Source organism: Streptomyces sp. NPDC056580, assembly GCF_042793175.1.
Lineage (GTDB): Bacteria > Actinomycetota > Actinomycetes > Streptomycetales > Streptomycetaceae > Streptomyces.
Map to the genome: position 1 here is coordinate 271,173 of NZ_JBHTVE010000004.1, position 18,618 is coordinate 289,790.

Here is an 18,618-nt window from a genome sequence, read left to right on the forward strand (position 1 = left end):
ACTGGACCAGCAACCCCTCCCCGATCCGGAAGCAGGACATGCACGCCACGCCCGCGCCCCTCGCCGACCTCCCCGCGCCCGTCGCCGGCCCCGCCGACATCCGGCTCGTCGTCACCGACATGGACGGCACCCTGCTGGACGACGCCAAGCGCGTCCCCGACGGCCTGTGGCCGATGCTCGCCGAACTGCGCCGCCGGGGCGTGCTGTTCAGCCCGGCCAGCGGCCGCCAGTACGCGACGCTGGCCCGGGAGTTCGCGGACGTCGCCGAGGGGATGGTGTTCATAGCGGAGAACGGCACCTACGTCGTCCGCGACGGCGTGGAACTCAGCTCCGACCCGCTGGACCCGGCGGTCGCGGCGGAGGTCGCCCGTACGGTGCGGCGGCTCGGCGCGGACGGCGTCGACGTGGGCGCCGTCGTGTGCGGCAAGCGGTCGGCGTACGTGGAGCGGTCCGACGAGGCGTTCCTCGCCGAGGTGCGCAAGTACTACGTCGAGCACCGCGTCGTCGAGGACGTCACCGCCGTCGAGGACGAGGTGATCAAGGTCGCGCTGTTCGACTTCGGCCCGGCCGAGCACACCACCGCGCCGGCCCTCGGGGCGTTCGCCGCCACCCACCAGGTCGTCGTGTCCGGCGAGCACTGGGTCGACGTCATGAACCGCACGGCGAACAAGGGCGCCGCCCTGCGCGGCCTGCAGCGGGAACTGGGCATCACCCCGGCGCAGACGATGGTGTTCGGCGACTACCTCAACGACCTGGAGATGCTGGACGCCGCCGAGTGGTCCTTCGCCATGGCCAACGCCCATCCGGAGGTCGTGCGCAGAGCACGCCGCCTCGCCCCGGACAACAACGACAACGGGGTGCTGCGGACCATCGCCGAGGTGCTCGGGATACCGCTGCAGCGGGCCTGAGTCAGCGCTTCAGCCCGACCGCGCCGTACAGCGAGACCGGCGCGGCGTCGCCGGGCGCCTCCTCCGGGCGCCACCGGTCGACCGACACGATGCCGGGCGGCAGCAGTTCGAGGCCCTCGAAGAACACGCCGATCTCGCTGCGCGAGCGGGCCACCAGGGTGACCCCGCCCGCCGCGTACGCGGCGATGCCCCGGCGGACGTTCTCCGGCTCGAAGTCGGCCGTCAGCGTCGACAGCACCAGGCAGCTGCCCGGGGCCAGCGCGTCGACCAGCGTGCGGACCAGGTCGTGGACGCCGTCCTCGTCGGCGAGGAAGTGCAGCAGGGCGATCAGGGAGAGGGCGACGGGGCGGCCGAAGTCCAGGACGCGGCAGGCCTGTTCGAGGATGGCGCCCGGATCGCGGGCGTCGGCCTGGAGGTACTCGGTCACCCCCTGAGGGGTGCCGCGCAGCAGCGCGTGCGCGTGGGCCAGCACGATCGGGTCGTTGTCCACGTAGACGACGCGGGCGTCCGGCGCCACGGACTGGGCTATCTGGTGCAGGTTGGGCTCGGTGGGTATGCCCGTGCCGATGTCCAGGAACTGGCGGACGCCGGTCCCGGCGGCCAGCGCCCGGGTGGCCCGGCGCATGAAGGCCCGGTTGGCGAGCGCCGCGCGCGGGGCGCCGCCGTCGATCTCCGCGATCTGCCGGCCGAGCCGTTCGTCGACGGGGTAGTTGTCCTTGCCGCCGAGGAACCAGTCGTAGACCCGGGCCGGATGCGGCCGGGTGGTGTCGATGGCCTGGGCGGCCGGCTCGGTCCCCGTCACGTGCGCTGCTCCTCCGCTCGACCGGCCCCTGTGGTCGGCGGGGGGATCGGAAGGAGTCTGACACGGTCACGATGCGCGGCGCAGACAGTCTTCGGCCACCTGTTCGTCCAGTGCCGCCCGCACCAACGCCGCGGCCAGCACGGCGGGTTCGGTGTCCCCGGCGAGCCGCGCGAGCCGGCCCGGGTCCTCCGGCAGGCCGAGCCGGGCGGCGCCGGACAGCGCCTTGCGGTCGAGGTACGGGGCGACGTCCGGCCACACCCGCTGGGCCTCGCGCAGGAAGATGTCGGCGCCGGCCGGCCCGATGCCCGGCTCCTCCTGGAGGAGCCGCTTGAGTTCGCCGGTGTCGCCGCCCGCCTCCTCGTGCAGCCGGCGCAGATCGCCGTGCCAGCGTTCGGTCAGCAGCTCGGCGCCGTCCCCGAGCTGGGTCGCGGTGCGCTCGTCGTAGCGCCGGTAGCCGCCCCGGCCCAGCGCGTCCACCCGTTGCCGCCGGCCGGCCGCGGCCATGCGCCGCGGGCTGTCGAGGTGGTCCTCGTGCAGCGCCCGGGCCGTGGCCACCGCGACCGAGGCCCGGATCCGCGCGCTCAGCAGGAGGGACAGCACGAGGAGCCGGTACAGCGGCTGCGGGGTGTCCTTCAGCCGGATCCCCGCCTCCTCGGCGTAGGTGCGCCCGTGCGCGGACACCAGCTCCTGCACGACCCGTTCGTCGCGGTTCACGGCGTGGCGCCCTACGGCTTGAGCGGGTCGTGTCCCAGGGTCATCAGCCGGTGCCGGCGGCGGGTGTCCTCCGGCGTCCGCTCCGGCTCGGGCTCGTTCTCCAGGTCCACCAGTTCGACGACGGTGTCGACGACCCGGCGCATCACCCGCACGTCGTCGTCGGTGAGGTCGGTGCGGCGCTTCTGGAGGATGGCGAGGACATGCCGCCCGGTGGGCGAGCCGGCCTCCTCGGGCAGCGGCTCGGCCTCCTCGTCGGCGTCCCGGACCCTGAGCCAGGACGCGAGTTCCGCCGAGGTCATGTTCACCACGCGGTGGAAGTCCTCCCAGAGCGCGTCGATGTCGGGTGGCTCCGCCATGGATCTCCCCTTCCGGGTGCGGGGCCGGCTCACGTGCGGCGGGCCGGCCGTCGTGCGTCGGGCCGGTGCCGGATCACTTCTCGTCGCGCGGCCAGTTCTCGGCCTCGAACATCCAGCGCTGCTTCTCCAGGTCCGCCGTGATGGCGATGAGCAGGTCCTGGGTGACCGGGTCCGGCTCGTCGGTCGCGGCGATGCGCTCGCGCAGCCGGCCGATCGCGGACTCCAGGGCCGACACCATCAGGGCCACCACCTCGGTGTCGCGCAGCCAGCCCTCCTTGGCGCCGGGCAGGGCGAAGGTGTCGGCGATGGTCCCGGGCCGCCCGTCCGGCGGCAGGCCGAGGGCGGCGGCGCGTTCGGCGACCGTGTCGGAGTGGGCGCGGGCGGTGTCCACCACCTCGTCGAGCTGGAGGTGGATCGAGCGGAACCGCGGCCCGACGATGTTCCAGTGCGCCTGCTTGCCGACCAGCGACAGGCCCAGCAGGTCGACCAGGGTGTCCTGCAGGGCGGTACCGGTGATCTTCAGCGCCTCGTCGGACAGCGTGCTCTTCACCACGGTCATGGTGCGGTTCTCCCTTCCGTCGGCTGATTCCGTGACGCGGGAATTCGTACCGTCCTGTCCGGCTGGGTGCCGTGACATCCGGGTTCGTGCCGTCACGTCCGACGATGCGGGTGCCCGGCGTGTGCCGGGGCAAACGCGCCTGCTCAGCGGGGGAGTACCCGGTCCAGGAACCGGGTCAGCTCGGCGAAGACCTCGGCCCGGTTCGTCTCGTTGAACACCTCGTGCCGTGCTCCGGTGAAGATCCGCTCGGTCAGCCGGCCGCCGCTGAGCCGTTCCACGCCGGTCCGGCTGCCCGGCAGCGGAACCAGCCGGTCGTCGTCCCCGTGCAGCCACAGCAGCGGCAGCGCCCCGACGCCGCCGCCGTCGTCGACGGCCCTGAGGGTCCGGGTGAACGCCTCCAGCGTGGGCCGCTTCATCGGGCCGTGCCACACCAGCGGGTCGGCGGCGTACGCGGCGCCCACGGCGGGGTCGCGGGAGAGCGCGGCGGGGCTGATGGGGGTGTCCGGGATCTCGTCCAGGGCGAGCAGCCGCCCGGGCAGCTCCCAGGCGCCGATCACCGGCGCGGACAGGACCAGCGCGCTCAGGTCGGCCCCGTGCCGCTGGGCGTACCGGGCCGCGATCAGGCCGCCCATCGAGTGGCCGGCCATGACGAGCGGCAGCCCGGGGTGGGCGGCGCGGGCCAGGGCGGCCACCCGGTGCACGTCCGTGACCACGTCCTCGAAGTCCTCGATCATCACCCGTTCACCGGCCGACCGCCCGTGCCCGGTGTGGTCGGGACCGTACACGGCGGCCCCGTGGCGGCCCAGCACGCCGGCGAGTTCGTCGTACCGGCCGGCGTGTTCCCCGTACCCGTGCACCACGAGGGCCAGGTACCGCGGCTGCGGGTGCGGCCACTCGGTCACGGCGATGCCGCCGAGGTCGTGCTCGCGGACGTCGGTCATGTCTCCTCCAGCCGGTTCGGCGCGGGTCACGGGAGGATCTTCCCAGGAGGCGCACGGTCGGGCTATAGTCCAAAACTAGCAGTGCTAATTAAGGGTGCTGCGGAACGGACCCTGGGGTCCGTGCTGATCCACAACGCCGTCGGTCAGGAGTCCCAGCAGTGCGTCCCGTCCACTTCGCGGCCGCCCGCCGCACCCCCATCGGCAAGCTGCGCGGAGCCCTGTCCACGGTGCGGCCCGACGACCTGGCGGCCGGCGTGATCCGCTCTCTGGTGGCCGGCCTGCCCGCGCTGGACCCGGCCCGGATCGACGACGTCTACTGGGGCGCCGCCAACCAGGCGGGCGAGGACAACCGCAACGTCGCCCGGATGGCCGCCCTGCTCGCGGGCCTGCCCGAGACCGTGCCCGGCGCCACCGTCAACCGGCTGTGCGCATCGGGCCTCGAGGCGGTCACCGCCGCCGCCCGCACCATCGCCGCCGGCGAGGCCGACGTCGTGCTCGCGGGCGGCTCCGAGTCCATGAGCCGCGCCCCCTTCGTGCTGCCCCGCCCCGACGAGGCCCTGCCGCACCGCATCGAGACCCACGACACCCGGCTCGGCTGGCGTCTGGTCAACCCCGCCATGAAGGACCTGCACGGTCTGCTGGCCATGGGCGAGACGGCCGAGGAGGTCGCCGAGCGGTACGGCGTCTCCCGCGCCCGCCAGGACGAGTTCGCCCTGCGCAGCCACCAACTGGCCGCCGCCGCGCGCAAGAACGGCCACTTCGACGACGAGCTCCTGCCGGTGGAGCGCCCCGACGGCGTCACCGTCGAGCAGGACGAGTGCGTCCGTGAGGACACCTCGCTGGAGAAACTGGCCCGGCTGAAGCCGGTGTTCCGTGCGGGCGGCACGGTCACGGCGGGCAACGCCTCCCCGATGAACGACGGCGCGGCCGGACTGCTGCTGGTCAGCGAGGAGGTGCTGGACGAGCTGGGCCTGGAGTCCCTCGGCCGGTACGTCGCGGGCGCGTCGGCGGGCGTCCACCCCGACGTGATGGGCATCGGTCCGGTCCCCGCCACCCGCAAGGCGCTGGCCCGGGTCGGCTGGACGGTCGGCGACCTGGGGGAGGCCGAGTTCAACGAGGCGTTCGCCGCCCAGGCCCTGGCCTGCGTCGACCAGTTGGGCATCGACCCCGACCTGGTGAACCCCACCGGCGGCGCGATCGCCCTCGGCCACCCGCTCGGCTGCTCCGGCGCCCGCATCCTCACCACCCTGCTGCACCGGATGCGCCGCACGGGCGCCGGGCGCGGACTCGCGACCATGTGCGTCGGCGTCGGGCAGGGCAGTGCCGTGCTGGTCGAGAGGCCCTAGCCGGCGGGGGCCGGACGGGGGGTCAACGGGAGTCCCCGGCCCGGGGACCGGAAGCAAGAGCCGCAGCAAGAACGGAGCACCACTGGCATGGCAACCCTGTCCGTCGCCGCCATCCTCGCCGAGAACGCCCGGCGCCGCCCGCACCGCACGGCCCTCGTCGAAGGGGATCTGCGGCTGACCTTCGAACAGGTGTGGCAGCGCGCCCGGGGCCAGGCGGGCGCGCTCGCCGGGCTCGGCGTCCGGCCGGGTGACCGGGTCGCCCTGATGGCCCCCAACACCGCCGACTTCCCCATCGCCTACTACGCGATCGCCGCGGCCGGCGCGGTCGTCGTCCCCGTGCACCTGCTGCTGTCGCCGCCGGAGGTCGAGCACGTCCTGGAGGACAGCGGCGCCACGCTGCTCCTCGTGCACCCCGCGCAGGCGGCGACCGGGCGGGCGGCCGCCGGGGCCCTCGGCGTCCGCGTGGCCGAGCTGGGCGGCGAACTGGACGCCCTCGCGGCCGGCGCCGAGCCCCTGACCTCGTACGTGTCCCGCGCCGCCGACGACCCGGCGGTGATCTTCTACACCAGCGGCACGACCGGCGTGCCCAAGGGCGCCGTGCTCAGCCACTTCAACCTGGTGATGAACGCGACCGTCAACGCCTTCGACGCCAACGACATCCGCGCCGACGACGTCGCGCTCGGCGCGCTGCCGCTCTTCCACGCCTTCGGCCAGACGGTGTCGCTCAACTCCACCTGGCGGGCGGGCGCGACGCTGGTGCTGCTGCCCCGCTTCGACGCGGCCCGCGCCATCGAGCTGATGGTGAAGGAGGGCGTCAACACCTTCCACGGCGTGCCCACCATGTTCGTCGCGCTCGCCGCGGCGGCCGCCGACGCCGACGCCCTGCCCGGGCTGCGCGTGTGCGTATCGGGCGGCGCGTCGCTGCCGGTCGCGGTGCTGGAGCGGTTCGAGGCCGCGTTCGGCGCCCGGATCTACGAGGGCTACGGGCTGTCGGAGACCTCCCCGACGGCCACCGTCAACCAGCCGGTGTTCGGCACCAGGGCGGGCACCATCGGCCACCCGCTGTGGGGCGTCGACGTGGAGATCGCCCGCGCCGAGGTGGAGGACCGGATCGAACTGCTGCCGCCGGGCGAGCTGGGCGAGGTCGTCATCCGCGGCCACAACGTCTTCTCCGGTTACCTCGGCCGTCCCGAGGCCACCGCCGAGGCGCTGGTCGACGGCTGGTTCCGCACCGGGGACCTCGGCGCCAAGGACGACGAGGGCTTCCTCAGGATCGTCGACCGCAAGAAGGACGTCATCATCCGCGGCGGCTACAACGTGTACCCCAGGGAGGTCGAGGAGGTCCTGGTGCGCCACCCCGGCGTCGCCCAGGTCGCCGTCATCGGCCTGCCCGACGAACTGCACGGCGAGGAGGTGTGCGCCGTGGTCGTGCCCGCCGAGGGCGCCGTGCCCGACGCCGCCGGCCTCACCGAGTGGTCCAAGGAGCACCTCGGCCGGCACAAGTACCCGCGCCGCGTGGAGTTCGCCGACGCGCTGCCGCTGGGGCCGAGCATGAAGGTGCTCAAGCGGGAGCTGCGGGCCCGGTACACCGGCCGCTGAGGCCGGCTGGGCCCGGACCCGCCGGAGGCCGGGGCCCGGGAACCGAAGTCCGGCCGACGGATGTGTGCGCATAGCATCGGTCGCCGTATGAACACGATGACGCTGTGGCACATATCCGGCTGGGGGTTCACCGCCCTCGCCCTCGCGGCCCTGCTGGTGGGCTTCTCCAAGACCGCCGTCAGCGGGGCCAACACGGTCAGCCTCGCGGTCTTCGCGGCGGTCCTGCCCGCCCGCGCCTCCACCGGAGTGCTGCTGCCGGTCCTGATCGCCGGTGACGTGCTCGCCGTGCTCACCTACCGGCGGCACGCCCACTGGCCCACGCTGTGGCGGCTGTTCCCGGCCGTCGCGGCCGGCGTGGTGGCCGGCACCGTGTTCCTGCTGTGGGCCGACGACGCGGTCGTGCGGACCTCGATCGGCGCGATCCTGCTGCTGATGGCGGGCGTCACGGTGTGGCGGCGGCGCGGGGCCGGGACGGAGGCCGGGCCGGACGCGGTCGTCGGCCGGGCGGGCCGGATCAAGGCGCGCTCCTACGGCGTCCTCGGCGGGTTCACCACGATGGTCGCCAACGCGGGCGGCCCGGTGATGTCGATGTATCTCCTTTCCGCGGGCTTCCGCAAGCTCGGCTTCCTCGGCACGTCGGCCTTCTTCTTCCTCGTCGTGAACGTCTCCAAGGTGCCCTTCAGCGCCGGCCTCGGCCTGATCGACGGGCGCTCGCTGCTCCTCGACGCAGCGCTCGTGGTGTTCGTCGTGCCCGGCGCGCTGATCGGCAGATGGGCCGTGAACAGGATCAACCAGCGGCTCTTCGAACGACTGGTGATCGCGGCGACGGTCGTCGGCGGCCTGCAGCTGCTGCTGCGCTAGCCCGGACGGCGCCGGGACGTACGCTCGTCCCCATGTCGCAGCACGTCCTGGTCCTCGGCGGCACCACCGAGGCCCGCCGTCTCGCCGCGGACCTCGCCGCGCGCCCCGGAGTCCGGGTCACCACCTCGCTGGCCGGCCGGGTCGCCCGCCCGGCCCCGGTGGCGGGCGAGGTGCGGACCGGCGGTTTCGGCGGGCCCGGGGGTCTCGCCGACTGGCTGCGCGCGCACCGGGTGGACGTGCTGGTCGACGCCACCCACCCCTTCGCCGAGACGATCACGGCCAACGCGGTCCGCGCGGCGGCGGCCACCGGGACACGCGCCCTGGTGCTGCGCCGCCCCGGCTGGTCGCCGGGACCCGGCGACCGATGGCACTCCGTCCGCTCGCTCGACGCGGCCGCCGAGGCGCTGCCCGGCCTGGGCCGACGGGTGTTCCTCAGCACCGGGCGCCTCGGTCTCGCCGCCTTCCGCCACCTCACGGACCTGAGCTTCGTCGTACGCTCGGTCGACCCGCCCGAGCCGCCGCTGCCGCCGGACACGCGGGTGGTCCTCGCCCGCGGCCCCTTCACCGTGGCCGACGAGACCCGCCTGCTGCGCACCCACCGGATCGACGTCCTGGTCACCAAGGACAGCGGGGGCGCGGCGACGGCCGCGAAACTGACCGCGGCACGGGACCTGGGGCTGCCCGTGGTCGTCGTACGCCGCCCCGAACCGCCGGCCGGGGCCACGGTGGTGCCCGACGTGGCCGGCGTGCTGCTGCGGCTGGGCCTCAGCTCTCCGCGGGGTTCCGGCGGAGCAGATACGTGTCCATGATCCAGCCCTTGCGCTCCCGCGCCTCCGCCCGCACCCGCTCGATACGCGGGCCGGCCTCGGCGAGCGGGCCGGAGACGAGGATCTCGTCCGGGGTGCCTATGTACGCCCCCCAGTAGATGTCGATGTCCTGTCCGGCGTACCGCCGGAAGGCCTGGTGCGCGTCCAGCATCACCACCACGTCGTCCACCCCCTCCGGGAAGCCCTCGGCCAGCCGCCGACCGGTGGTGATCTGCACCGGACGCGCCACCCGGTTCAGCCCCGTGCGGTGCCGGGCCACCAGGGAGGAGACGCTGCTGATGCCGGGCACCACGTCGTACTCGAACCCGACCGTGCCCCGGGCCAGCACCTCCTGCAGGATGCCGAGCGTGCTGTCGTACAGCGACGGGTCCCCCCACACCAGGAACGCGCCGGTGCCGTCCTCGCCCAGCTCGTCGGTGATCAGCCGCTCGTAGATGTCCGCGCGCGCGACGCGCCAGTCCTCCACGGCCGGGGAGTACGAGGTCCCGCCCGCCGTGCGGTCCCGCTCCGGGTCACGTGCGGTCACCACCCGGTAGCCGCCCTCGGGCAGGTGCGCGTCGAGCATGTCCCGGCGGAGCCCGGTGAGGTCGCTCTTCACCTCGCCCTTGTCCAGCAGGAAGAACACGTCCGTGCCGCGCAGCGCCTTGACCGCCTGGAGGGTCAGCTGGTCGGGGTCGCCCGCACCGATACCGATGACATGAATCTTTCGCACGCCCCGAGTCTGCCGCATGCCGCCGACGGTGATCCCACCGCCTCCGCGACGGCCGTGCGGAGGCGGTCAGGACGTCAGCCGCGGCGCCTCGGCGGCCGCGTCGACGGGCTCCGGCCCGCTCTCCACCCGCCCGGCCAGCTCCCGCGCCCACGCGGCGAGCCCGGCCAGATCGATCCCGTAGGGCCGGTCCTCGCCCCGCGCTGCCTCCCACTCCTCGACCGCGCCCGCACCCCGCCGCAGCAGCCGCGCCCCGCCGGTGACGTTGCCCCGGGCGGCGTGCGTGAGCCCCACGGCGAGCTGGGCGAGGCCCCGCCACAGCGTCCGCTCGTCCGCGGGCCCCGACTTCCAGGCGTCCTCGAACACCTCGTGGGCGTGGAACGGCCGGCCCGCGTCCAGCAGCGCCTGCGCCTCGGCGACCGTCCCGGCGGCGGTCCGCACGACTCCTTCCGGCTGCCGCTCGACCCCCGCCGTCCCGTACGGCAGCGGCCGGCCCAGCCCGTCCCGGGGCCGGGCGTTGCGCGCCCGCCCGTCCGCGTCCCGGTCCCGGCCGTCCGCCGGCCGTCCCGCCGTCGTGTCCGCGTCTGTCATACGGCCCATTGTCCCGGTCGCGGCCCGGGGCCTCTTCGGCGCACCCCGGTGCGTGGGGTAAAGTGCTGTTCGCGCGATCACGCGGGTCACCGTGAGTGAGCGCACCGGGACGTGGCGCAGCTTGGTAGCGCACTTGACTGGGGGTCAAGGGGTCGCAGGTTCAAATCCTGTCGTCCCGACTTGCGAAGACGCAGGTCAGGGGTCGTTCGAGAGCAGTCTCGTTCGACCCCTTCGCCGTGTCCGGGCCCCGGACGCGTGTCCGCCCGTCGCGGCCCGGTCAGGCCGGGCGCTGCCGCCGGGCCGCCATCACCGCGTAGACGACGATCCCGGCGAACAGGAACAGCACCCCCTGGTACACCGCCGCGTAGCCGGCGCCCGCGACGAGCCACATCGAGAAGGCGGCCGCCACCGCGGTGACCACGGCGTCCCGCAGCAGCCGCGCCCGGTCGACCGACTCGCGCCGGCCGGAGACCAGGTGGAACACCTGGGCCGCGGTGGCCAGCAGGTACGGCACGGTCGCGGTGAACGTGGTGACGAGCACCAGCATGTCGAAGACCTTCGCGGAGCCCGCCGTGTAGTTGTACACGGTGAGCAGCGAGGCGAGGACGACGGTGACACCGACTCCGACGGTGGGCACGCCCCGGCGGCGGCGCGCGAAGGCGGCCGGGAACAGGCCGTCGCGTGCGGCGGCGTAAGGGGTCTGGGCGCTCAGCAGCGTCCAGCCGTTGAGGCAGCCGGTCATCGACACCAGCGCGGCGAGGGCCACGGCCCAGCCGCCCCAGCTCCCGCCGAACATGGCGTTCACGGCGTCCGAGAACGGCGCGGTGGACGCCACCAGACGCCCGTGCCCGACCGTGCCGAAGACCGCCAGGGTGCCCAGCAGGTACACCAGGGCCGCGCCGGCCGTGCCGATCACGGTGGCCCGCCCCACGTTGCGGCGGGCGTCCCTGACCTCGCCCGCGCTGACGGCGGCGGACTCCACCCCGAGGTAGGAGAAGAGCAGCAGGGCGGCGCACGCGGACACCGCGCCGATCGCACCGCCGCCGGTGGCGTTGAACGGCCCGAGCTTCGCCGGGTCGAAGAAGAACAGCCCGCCGACCGCGACCAGCAGCAGCGGTACGAACTTCAGCACGGTGGAGACGAGCTGCACGGCGCCCACGTAGCGGGTGCCGGCGAAGTTGGCGAGCGCGGGCAGCCACTGCAGCGTCAGGGCCGCGAGACACGCGCTCCAGCGGTGGTCGCCCACCGGGACCAGCACGTCGAGGTAGCCGACCGCGGCGACGGCGAGCGCGGCGTTCGACACCCAGGTGGTGATCCAGTACGCCCAGGCGGCGAGGAAGCCGGCGAAGTCGCCGAAGGCCTCGCGGGCGTAGACGTAGGGGCCGCCGGTGCGCGGGTCGCGTTCGGCGAGCCGGCCGAAGACCAGGGCGAGTGCGATGGCGCCGACGGTCAGGACGCCGAAGGCGACCAGGCTGACGGTGCCGTAGGGGGCGACGGAGGCGGGGAGCAGGAAGATGCCCCCGCCGATGATGTTGCCCATGACCAGCGCGGTGGCGACGGGCAGTCCGAAGCGGCGGGCGTGCCGTCCGGTGTCGCCGTTCGGGTCCTCGGCGGGAACGGGGTGGGTTCCCGAGGGGGCCGGAGCCGGCCGCGCAGCGGTCCCGGTGACGTGCATGGGTGGGTGTGCCTCTCGTCGAACGGGTGCTCCCGGGATCGCCGGGGACCCAGCCATGGTCGGGGATGCCCCGACCTGACGCAAAATCGCCGCTTTTTATCTCGTTGAACCCGTTCGATGATGAAAAAAGTGCTCGTGTGACGCCTTCGTACCGCGAGACGTCCGTCAGCCCTTGCCGGAGCCCAGGGTCAGACCGCTGACGAACTGGCGCTGCAGCGCGAAGTAGACGATCAGGGTGGGGACGGCGGTGAGCAGGGCGCCGGCGGCGACCAGGTTGGGGTCGGTGAAGTACTGGCCGGAGAGGTTGTTCAGGGCCGAGGTGATCGGCATGTTCTCACCGGTGGAGATCAGCACCAGGGCCCAGAAGAAGTCGTTGTAGATCCAGATCGACAGCAGGGTCGCCAGCGCCGCCATCGCCGGCTTGCACAGCGGCAGCGTGATCTGCCAGTACAGCCGCCACACCGAGGCGCCGTCGACCAGCGCCGCCTCGGTCAGCTCGTGCGGCAGCGAGCGCATGTAGTTGCTCAGCACGAACGCGCAGAACCCGGACTGGAACGCGACGTGGACGAGGACGAGGCCGAGCGCGGAGTCGTAGAGCTTGCCGCTCGCGGTGACGCCGGGCAGGTCCGTCAGCAGGTACATCCGGTACAGCGGCGTGATGATGACCTGCTGCGGGAGCAGGTTGCCGGCCGTGAAGACCAGCAGCAGCGCCAGGTTGACCCGGAAGTCGAACCGGCTGACGTAGAAGGCGACGCACGAGGACAGGAACAGCGTCAGCAGCACCGCCGGCACCGCGATGAACAGCGTGTTGACGAAGTAGTGCGTCATGTCCGACTGCTGGTACGCGTGGGTGAAGTTGTCCAGGCCGAGCTTGTCCGGCCAGGACACGTACCCCTTGGCGCTGGTCTCGCTGTAGGGGCGCAGGGCCGAGAAGACCGCCCACAGCAGGGGCGCCAGCCACGCCACGGCGGTGACCGAGAGGAAGACGTGCAGCAGGACCCGGGCCGGGCGCACGGGGGCGCGCCGCCTGAGCGCGGCGGTGGGGGCGCTCACGATCGCCGCTCCTTCCGGAAGGTGGCCACCAGGTACGGGACGATCACCGCGAGGGAGACGACCAGCAGGACCACCGCGATGGCGGAGCCGTAACCGATGCGGCTCGACTCGCCGATGATGTTGTTGGTCACCAGGATGGACAGCAGCTCGGTGCCCTGCGCGCCCTTGTTGAAGACGAAGACCAGGTCGAAGGCGCGCAGCGACTCGATGACGGTGACGACCAGGACGACCGTGTTGGTCGGGCGCAGGGTCGGGAAGACGACGTGCCGGAACGACTGCCACTCGCCCGCGCCGTCCAGCGCGGACGCCTCCCGCAGGGACGGGTCGACGCTCTTCAGGCCGGCCAGGTAGAGGATCATCATGTAGCCGGTGTGCCGCCAGGACGCGGCGACGAGCACCGCCCACAGATTGAGGTCGGGGTCGCCGATCCAGTCGATGTAGTGGCCGGGCTCGTTGGCCCCGGCGATGCTGTTGATCAGGCCGGTGTCCGGGTTGTAGACGAGCTGCCAGACGAACCCGATGCACGCCATCGAGATGACGACCGGCAGGAAGAACGCGGTCTGGTAGACCCGGCTGAACCGGATCCGCTTGTCCAGCTGCACGGCCAGGAACAGCCCGAACGGCGTCGGGAGGAGGATCAGGACCGCGAACCAGATGACGTTGTGCTGGACGGCGGGCCAGAACTGCGGGTTGTCGCTGAAGAGCTGCTTGAAGTTCTCCAGCCCCACCCACCGGATCGAGTCGAACCCGATGCCGTCCCAGGTGGTGAAGGCGAGGAGGACCGAGGCGAGCGCGGTGACCCAGACCAGGGCCACGTGCAGGACCGTGGGGACGCCCGCCATGAAGGCGAGCGTGATCCGGTCGCGGCGGGTCAGCAGGCGCCGGTGGCCCCGGGCGGCCCGCGTCGTCCCGGGTGCGGCGCCCGGAGGCGGCACGGCGGCCGCCTCCGGTGTCATCGTCGTCGTGTCGGTGGTCATCGGGCCGCTCACGAGGACGTGAAGATGGTCTTCTTCTGGCGCTCGATCGACGACAGCAGGCCGTCCACGCCCTTGGGGTTCTGGACGAACTTCTGCAGCGCGGGCTGCATCACCGTGGAGGTGAAGTCCGGCCGGCTGTCGCGGTCCATGAACTGGGTGAGGCTCTTGGCGCCGCTGATCATCGTGTACGCCTTCTTCTGCAGCGCGGTGTACGAGGAGGTGTCGGCCTTGCTGGAGGCGGCCACCATGCTGGAGTCGGCCTTGAGGTAGACCGCCTCCGCCTGCGGGGTGCCGAGGTACTCCAGCAGCTTCACCACGCCCGCGTGGTTCTTCGGGGACCTGCTGACCATGAAGCCGTCGGTCGGCGCCTCGACGGTGTCCTGGCCGTAGGCGGGGTTGATCTCGGGGAAGGCGAAGAAGTCGAGGTCGTCCAGGTCCGCCTTGGCCGTGAACTGCTGGCCCACGAACGAGCCGAGGAGGTACATGCCGGCCTTCTTGGCCACCAGGGTCTGCGCGGCGTCCTGCCAGGTGCGGCCCATGGCGCCGTCCTGGTGGTAGGGGAGCAGCTCGCTCCAGTGGTCGAAGACGGCCTTCACCTTCGCGTCGGTCCAGGACGCCTTGCCGGCCATCAGCTCGACGTGGAAGTCGTAGCCGTTGAGCCGGAAGTTGATCTGGTCGAAGGTGCCCATCGCCGGCCAGGCGTCCTTGTCGCCGAAGGCGATCGGGACCAGGCCGTCCTTCTTCATCCGCTTGCACAGGGCGACCAACTGGTCCCAGGTGGTGGGTATCTCGTAGCCGTGCCGCTGGAAGAGGCTCCTGCGGTAGAAGAGCGCCCAGGGGTAGGTGTACAGCGGCACGAAGTAGTACTTGCCGTCCTCGCCCTTGCTGAGCTTCCTCATCGCCTCGGGGAAGTTGCCCTCGATCTTCGCCCACACGTCGTCGATCGGCGTCGCCAGCTTCTTCGCCGCGAAGAACTGCATGCGGTAGCCGGCGAACCAGTTGAACACGTCGTCCGGGGTGCCCTGGAGGTAGGAGTTGATCTGCTCCTGGAAGGTGTTGTGGTCCTTGGTGTTCACGTCGACCGTGATGCCCGACCGTTTTCTGAAGGTCGCGTAGATCTCCGCGAACGCCTTCTTCGGCACGGCGTCGGAGGCGTTGGAGCCGAGGGTGACGGTCTTCGGGTCGGCGGCCGAGCCGCTGCCGCCGCAGGCGGACAGCAGGGGTGCGCCCGCACCGGCGAGGAGCGCGGTACCGCCCGCTCCGCGCAGCAGCGAGCGACGGCTGGGCCCGGGGACGGCGGGGGCGGAGGGGGAGAGGCGCATGGCGGCTCCTGAGGATTGCGGGGTCCGGCCAAGGGGATGAGTCGATCACCGACAGGTCCTCGAAACCGCTCAGAAATCAACTCGACCGAACAGCGTGGGCGTAATGACAGCCCCACCTCCGCCCGGCGTCAATAGGTCCCGCTCGCACCGGCGGTTCTCTTGCCCGAAACGTGACCGCGGCCGAACGGGCGCCTTGAAGTGATGTCTTGACAAAGTATTGACAGCGGACTCCGCAGGGGGGTTGGATCGCGTGCCAGCGCAACAGCGTCCTGTCCCCGTAGCACAGTGAGGTGCACGAACGATGGACCGCTCCGCTCACTTCCGCTCCCGCCGCCTGGTCCCCGTCGTGGCCGTGGCCGCCGCGGCAGCCCTCACCCTCGCCGGCTGCTCCAGCGGGTCCGGGGGGAAGAAGGCCGAGGAGGGCGGTTCGGGCGCCTCCGCGGGCAAGGCGAACACCCCCCGGATGACCGTCGCCCTGGTCACCCACCAGTCGCCGGGCGACACCTTCTGGGACATCGTCCGCAAGGGCGCCGAGGCGGCCGCCGCCAAGGACAACATCAAGCTCGTCTACTCCCACGACCCCGACGCCGGCCGGCAGGCCGGACTCGTCCAGAACGCCGTCGACCAGAAGGTCGACGGCATCGCCGTCACCCTCGCCAAGCCGGACGCCATGAAGGACGTCGTCGGCAAGGCGGGTGCGGCCGGCATCCCCGTCGTCGGACTGAACTCCGGTCTCAGCGACTGGAAGAAGCTCGGCCTGCTGCAGTTCTTCGGGCAGGACGAGACGGTCGCCGGCGAGGCGTTCGGCAAGAAGCTGAACGAGGTCGGGGCCGAGAAGGCCGTGTGCGTCATCCAGGAACAGGGCAACATCGGCCTCACCCAGCGCTGCGACGGACTGCGGAGGACGTTCTCCGGCACGACCGAGAACCTGTACGTGAACGGCGCCGACATGCCGTCCGTGAAGTCGACGATCACGGCCAAGCTGAAGCAGGACAAGTCCATCGACCACGTGGTCACGCTGGGCGCGCCCTTCGCCCTGACCGCCGTGCAGTCGGTGGACGACGCGGGCAGCAAGGCCCGGATCGCCACCTTCGACCTGAACAAGAACCTCACCGCCGCCGTCAAGAAGGGCACCATCCAGTTCGCCGTCGACCAGCAGCCCTACCTCCAGGGCTACCTGGCGATCGACTCCCTGTGGCTGTACAGGACCAACGGCAACTACAGCGGCGGCGGCGAGCAGCCGGTGCTGACCGGTCCGGCGTTCGTCGACAGGTCCAACGTCGACAAGGTCGCCGAGTTCGCCGCGAAGGGCACCCGCTGATGAGCGTGACACCGCACGCCGGGCCGGCCACGGAGCCGGCGCCGGCGCCCGGCCCCACCGCCGGCGACGGCCGCACCGCGCGGCGCCCGCTGGTGCTGCGGCTGCTGGCCCGCCCGGAGGTGGGCGTCCTCCTGGGCGCCCTCGCGGTACTCGTCTTCTTCCTGATCGCGGCGCCCTCGCTCCGCCAGGGCAGCTCGATGGCCACGGTCCTCTACCAGTCCTCCACCATCGGCATCATGGCGATCCCCGTGGCCCTGTTGATGATCGGCGGCGAGTTCGACCTGTCCGCGGGCGTCGCCGTGATCAGCTCCGCGCTCACCGCGAGCATGCTCAGCTACCAGCTCACGGTGAACGTGTGGACCGGAGTCGTCGTCGCCCTGGTGCTGTCGCTGGGCGTCGGGGCGCTCAACGGCTGGATGGTGACGAAGACCGGGCTGCCGAGCTTCCTGGTCACCCTCGGCACCTTCCTGATCCTCCAGGGCGTCAACCTCGCCGTCACCAAGCTGGTCACCGACAACGTCGCCACCGACGACATCAGCGACATGGACGGCTTCGGCCAGGCCAAGAGGATCTTCGCCTCCTCCGTCGGCATCGGCGGCGTCCAGGTGAAGACCACCGTGCTCTACTGGCTCGCCTTCGCGGCCCTCGCCACCTGGCTGCTGCTGCGCACCAGGTACGGCAACTGGGTCTTCGCCGTCGGCGGCAGCGCGCAGAGCGCCCGGGCCGTCGGCGTCCCGGTCACCTTCACCAAGATCACCCTCTTCATGCTGGTCGGCCTCGGCGCCTGGTTCACCGGCATGCACAACCTGTTCTCCTTCAACACCGTGCAGTCCGGCGAGGGCGTCGGCCAGGAGCTGATCTACATCTCCGCGGCCGTCATCGGCGGCTGTCTGCTCACCGGCGGCCACGGCACGGCGATCGGGCCCGTCTTCGGCGCCTTCATGTTCGGCATGGTGAATCAGGGCATCGTCTTCGCCGGCTGGAACCCCGACTGGTTCAAGGCCTTCCTCGGCGTCATGCTGCTCGGCGCCGTCCTGATCAATCTGTGGGTCCGGCGCACGGCCACCCGGAGGTGACCTCCCATGACCACGAACGGAACCGGAACCACCGGCACGGCCCGGCGGGACACCGCGCCCGCCGCGGACGGCCCGATCGTCGAACTGCGCGGCGCGGGCAAGTCCTACGGCAACGTCCGCGCCCTGCACGGCGTCGACCTCAGCGTGCACGCGGGCCGGGTGACCTGCGTCCTCGGCGACAACGGCGCCGGAAAGTCCACCCTCATCAAGATAGTGTCCGGGCTGCACCGGCACACCGAGGGCGAGTTCCTGGTGGACGGCCGCCCGGTGCGCTTCGGCACCCCGCGCGAGGCCCTCGACCGCGGCATCGCCGCCGTCTACCAGGACCTCGCCACCGTCCCCCTCATGCCGGTGTGGCGGAACTTCTTCCTCGGCTCCGAGCAGACCAAGGGGCCCTGGCCGGTGCGGCGCCTGGACATCGCCCGCATGAAGGCGACCTGCGACCGGGAACTGCGCGACATGGGCATCGTCCTGGACGACCTGGAGCAGCCCGTCGGCACCCTGTCCGGCGGCCAGCGCCAGTGCGTGGCCATCGCCCGGGCCGTCCACTTCGGCGCCCGGGTGCTCATCCTGGACGAGCCGACGGCGGCCCTGGGCGTCAGGCAGTCGGGCGTGGTCCTCAAGTACATCGCCGCCGCCCGCGACCGCGGGCTCGGGGTCATCTTCATCACCCACAACCCGCACCACGCCTACATGGTCGGCGACCACTTCAGCGTGCTGCGCCTCGGCACCCTCGAACTCAGCGCCGCCCGCGCCGAGATCACCCCGGAGGAGCTGACCGACCACATGGCGGGCGGCGCCGAGCTCGCCGTGCTGAAGCACGAACTGGCGCAGGTGCGCGGGGTGGACGTCGACGGGCTGCCGGAGGCGGGGGACCGCACCGCCCCGACGGCCGGCGCCCCGGAGGCGGGCGGCTGACGGCGCCGGCACGCGGAACGACGGACCGCTCCCGTGCGTTCATGAGGACGTACGGGTCCGTAC

Annotated in this window: 19 protein-coding genes and 1 tRNA gene; 9 read left to right on the forward strand and 11 right to left on the reverse strand. The window is 72.3% G+C overall.

What is annotated here, in order from left to right:
• Positions 1 to 38: 38 nt before the first annotated feature.
• Positions 39 to 908 carry a Cof-type HAD-IIB family hydrolase gene (locus ACFQ9Z_RS10130; protein ID WP_383013764.1) on the forward strand — a complete coding sequence of 290 codons (870 nt, stop codon included), beginning with the start codon at positions 39 to 41 and terminating at the stop codon, positions 906 to 908.
• Between the two features lies 1 nt (position 909).
• Here the strand turns inward: ACFQ9Z_RS10130 and ACFQ9Z_RS10135 are convergent, their stop codons facing one another.
• From ACFQ9Z_RS10135 to ACFQ9Z_RS10155, 5 genes are all read right to left on the reverse strand, one after another.
• On the reverse strand, positions 910 to 1,710 hold the full coding sequence (locus ACFQ9Z_RS10135; protein WP_383013768.1) for an SAM-dependent methyltransferase: 801 nt from the start codon (positions 1,708 to 1,710) through the stop codon (positions 910 to 912).
• A 66-nt stretch (positions 1,711 to 1,776) separates the two neighbouring features.
• Entirely contained in the window at positions 1,777 to 2,424 is a 648-nt protein-coding gene (locus ACFQ9Z_RS10140; RefSeq protein WP_383013771.1) for an endonuclease, read from the reverse strand.
• Positions 2,425 to 2,435: 11 nt separating this feature from the next.
• The gene (locus ACFQ9Z_RS10145) at positions 2,436 to 2,780 is read right to left on the reverse strand and encodes a DUF3140 domain-containing protein (RefSeq protein ID WP_383013774.1); all 345 of its coding nucleotides are present in this window, start codon (positions 2,778 to 2,780) and stop codon (positions 2,436 to 2,438) included.
• A 73-nt stretch (positions 2,781 to 2,853) separates the two neighbouring features.
• Complete coding sequence (locus ACFQ9Z_RS10150; RefSeq protein ID WP_383013777.1) at positions 2,854 to 3,339, reverse strand: Dps family protein; 486 nt, start codon at positions 3,337 to 3,339, stop codon at positions 2,854 to 2,856.
• Positions 3,340 to 3,482: 143 nt separating this feature from the next.
• A complete protein-coding gene (locus ACFQ9Z_RS10155) occupies positions 3,483 to 4,280 on the reverse strand; it encodes an alpha/beta hydrolase (RefSeq protein ID WP_383013781.1) in 798 nt (265 codons plus the stop codon).
• Positions 4,281 to 4,438: 158 nt separating this feature from the next.
• Between ACFQ9Z_RS10155 and ACFQ9Z_RS10160 the strand changes: the two genes are divergently transcribed.
• The 4 genes from ACFQ9Z_RS10160 (at position 4,439) to ACFQ9Z_RS10175 (ending at position 8,895) form a co-directional block, all read left to right on the forward strand.
• On the forward strand, positions 4,439 to 5,626 hold the full coding sequence (locus tag ACFQ9Z_RS10160; protein WP_383013784.1) for a thiolase family protein: 1,188 nt from the start codon (positions 4,439 to 4,441) through the stop codon (positions 5,624 to 5,626).
• 87 nt (positions 5,627 to 5,713) lie between these two features.
• Positions 5,714 to 7,225 carry a long-chain fatty acid--CoA ligase gene (locus ACFQ9Z_RS10165; RefSeq protein WP_383013786.1) on the forward strand — a complete coding sequence of 504 codons (1,512 nt, stop codon included), beginning with the start codon at positions 5,714 to 5,716 and terminating at the stop codon, positions 7,223 to 7,225.
• A gap of 87 nt (positions 7,226 to 7,312) precedes the next feature.
• Complete coding sequence (locus tag ACFQ9Z_RS10170; protein ID WP_383013789.1) at positions 7,313 to 8,086, forward strand: sulfite exporter TauE/SafE family protein; 774 nt, start codon at positions 7,313 to 7,315, stop codon at positions 8,084 to 8,086.
• 32 nt (positions 8,087 to 8,118) lie between these two features.
• Positions 8,119 to 8,895: a cobalt-precorrin-6A reductase gene (locus tag ACFQ9Z_RS10175; RefSeq protein WP_383013792.1), complete on the forward strand. Its 777-nt coding sequence runs from the start codon at positions 8,119 to 8,121 to the stop codon at positions 8,893 to 8,895.
• Here ACFQ9Z_RS10175 and cobF read toward each other — a convergent pair.
• Positions 8,852 to 9,625 carry a precorrin-6A synthase (deacetylating) gene (cobF, locus tag ACFQ9Z_RS10180; RefSeq protein WP_383013795.1) on the reverse strand — a complete coding sequence of 258 codons (774 nt, stop codon included), beginning with the start codon at positions 9,623 to 9,625 and terminating at the stop codon, positions 8,852 to 8,854. The genes ACFQ9Z_RS10175 and cobF overlap by 44 nt on opposite strands.
• A 66-nt stretch (positions 9,626 to 9,691) precedes the next feature.
• Entirely contained in the window at positions 9,692 to 10,213 is a 522-nt protein-coding gene (locus tag ACFQ9Z_RS10185) for a DUF309 domain-containing protein (protein ID WP_383013798.1), read from the reverse strand.
• Between the two features lie 105 nt (positions 10,214 to 10,318).
• Here ACFQ9Z_RS10185 and ACFQ9Z_RS10190 point away from each other — a divergent pair.
• Positions 10,319 to 10,392: transfer RNA gene (locus ACFQ9Z_RS10190), tRNA-Pro, on the forward strand.
• A gap of 98 nt (positions 10,393 to 10,490) precedes the next feature.
• Here the strand turns inward: ACFQ9Z_RS10190 and ACFQ9Z_RS10195 are convergent.
• The 4 genes from ACFQ9Z_RS10195 to ACFQ9Z_RS10210 all read right to left on the reverse strand — a co-directional run bounded on the left by ACFQ9Z_RS10195 (position 10,491) and on the right by ACFQ9Z_RS10210 (position 15,240).
• Positions 10,491 to 11,888, reverse strand: coding sequence for an amino acid permease (locus ACFQ9Z_RS10195; protein WP_383013801.1), 1,398 nt, complete (start codon positions 11,886 to 11,888; stop codon positions 10,491 to 10,493).
• Between the two features lie 165 nt (positions 11,889 to 12,053).
• Complete coding sequence (locus ACFQ9Z_RS10200; protein WP_383013804.1) at positions 12,054 to 12,941, reverse strand: carbohydrate ABC transporter permease; 888 nt, start codon at positions 12,939 to 12,941, stop codon at positions 12,054 to 12,056.
• Positions 12,938 to 13,918, reverse strand: a complete 981-nt coding sequence (locus ACFQ9Z_RS10205) for a carbohydrate ABC transporter permease (RefSeq protein ID WP_383013807.1) — start codon at positions 13,916 to 13,918, stop codon at positions 12,938 to 12,940. The genes ACFQ9Z_RS10200 and ACFQ9Z_RS10205 overlap by 4 nt, the downstream gene beginning before the upstream one ends.
• Before the next feature lie 8 nt (positions 13,919 to 13,926).
• A complete protein-coding gene (locus ACFQ9Z_RS10210) occupies positions 13,927 to 15,240 on the reverse strand; it encodes an ABC transporter substrate-binding protein (protein WP_383013810.1) in 1,314 nt (437 codons plus the stop codon).
• Positions 15,241 to 15,541: 301 nt separating this feature from the next.
• Here ACFQ9Z_RS10210 and ACFQ9Z_RS10215 point away from each other — a divergent pair, with 301 nt between their 5' ends.
• Genes ACFQ9Z_RS10215 through ACFQ9Z_RS10225 form a run of 3 tightly spaced genes read left to right on the forward strand, consistent with a single transcriptional unit; the run spans position 15,542 to position 18,555 of the window.
• The gene (locus ACFQ9Z_RS10215; protein WP_383013813.1) at positions 15,542 to 16,561 is read left to right on the forward strand and encodes a sugar ABC transporter substrate-binding protein; all 1,020 of its coding nucleotides are present in this window, start codon (positions 15,542 to 15,544) and stop codon (positions 16,559 to 16,561) included.
• Positions 16,561 to 17,637, forward strand: coding sequence for an ABC transporter permease (locus tag ACFQ9Z_RS10220; RefSeq protein ID WP_383013816.1), 1,077 nt, complete (start codon positions 16,561 to 16,563; stop codon positions 17,635 to 17,637). Before ACFQ9Z_RS10215 ends, ACFQ9Z_RS10220 begins: the two co-directional genes overlap by 1 nt.
• 6 nt (positions 17,638 to 17,643) lie before the next feature.
• Positions 17,644 to 18,555, forward strand: a complete 912-nt coding sequence (locus ACFQ9Z_RS10225; RefSeq protein ID WP_383013819.1) for an ATP-binding cassette domain-containing protein — start codon at positions 17,644 to 17,646, stop codon at positions 18,553 to 18,555.
• Positions 18,556 to 18,618 lie beyond the last annotated feature (63 nt).

Bases quoted from the DNA above. Each gene is read 5' to 3' on its own strand.
- ACFQ9Z_RS10130 (WP_383013764.1), top strand. From the start codon at position 39: ATGCACGCCACGCCCGCGCCCCTCGCCGACCTCCCCGCGCCCGTCGCC.
- ACFQ9Z_RS10145 (WP_383013774.1), bottom strand. From the start codon at position 2,780: ATGGCGGAGCCACCCGACATCGACGCGCTCTGGGAGGACTTCCACCGC.
- ACFQ9Z_RS10150 (WP_383013777.1), bottom strand. From the start codon at position 3,339: ATGACCGTGGTGAAGAGCACGCTGTCCGACGAGGCGCTGAAGATCACC.
- ACFQ9Z_RS10155 (WP_383013781.1), bottom strand. From the start codon at position 4,280: ATGACCGACGTCCGCGAGCACGACCTCGGCGGCATCGCCGTGACCGAG.
- ACFQ9Z_RS10165 (WP_383013786.1), top strand. From the start codon at position 5,714: ATGGCAACCCTGTCCGTCGCCGCCATCCTCGCCGAGAACGCCCGGCGC.
- ACFQ9Z_RS10170 (WP_383013789.1), top strand. From the start codon at position 7,313: ATGAACACGATGACGCTGTGGCACATATCCGGCTGGGGGTTCACCGCC.
- ACFQ9Z_RS10175 (WP_383013792.1), top strand. From the start codon at position 8,119: ATGTCGCAGCACGTCCTGGTCCTCGGCGGCACCACCGAGGCCCGCCGT.
- ACFQ9Z_RS10185 (WP_383013798.1), bottom strand. From the start codon at position 10,213: ATGACAGACGCGGACACGACGGCGGGACGGCCGGCGGACGGCCGGGAC.
- ACFQ9Z_RS10195 (WP_383013801.1), bottom strand. From the start codon at position 11,888: ATGCACGTCACCGGGACCGCTGCGCGGCCGGCTCCGGCCCCCTCGGGA.
- ACFQ9Z_RS10205 (WP_383013807.1), bottom strand. From the start codon at position 13,918: ATGACCACCGACACGACGACGATGACACCGGAGGCGGCCGCCGTGCCG.
- ACFQ9Z_RS10210 (WP_383013810.1), bottom strand. From the start codon at position 15,240: ATGCGCCTCTCCCCCTCCGCCCCCGCCGTCCCCGGGCCCAGCCGTCGC.
- ACFQ9Z_RS10215 (WP_383013813.1), top strand. From the start codon at position 15,542: ATGGACCGCTCCGCTCACTTCCGCTCCCGCCGCCTGGTCCCCGTCGTG.
- ACFQ9Z_RS10220 (WP_383013816.1), top strand. From the start codon at position 16,561: ATGAGCGTGACACCGCACGCCGGGCCGGCCACGGAGCCGGCGCCGGCG.
- ACFQ9Z_RS10225 (WP_383013819.1), top strand. From the start codon at position 17,644: ATGACCACGAACGGAACCGGAACCACCGGCACGGCCCGGCGGGACACC.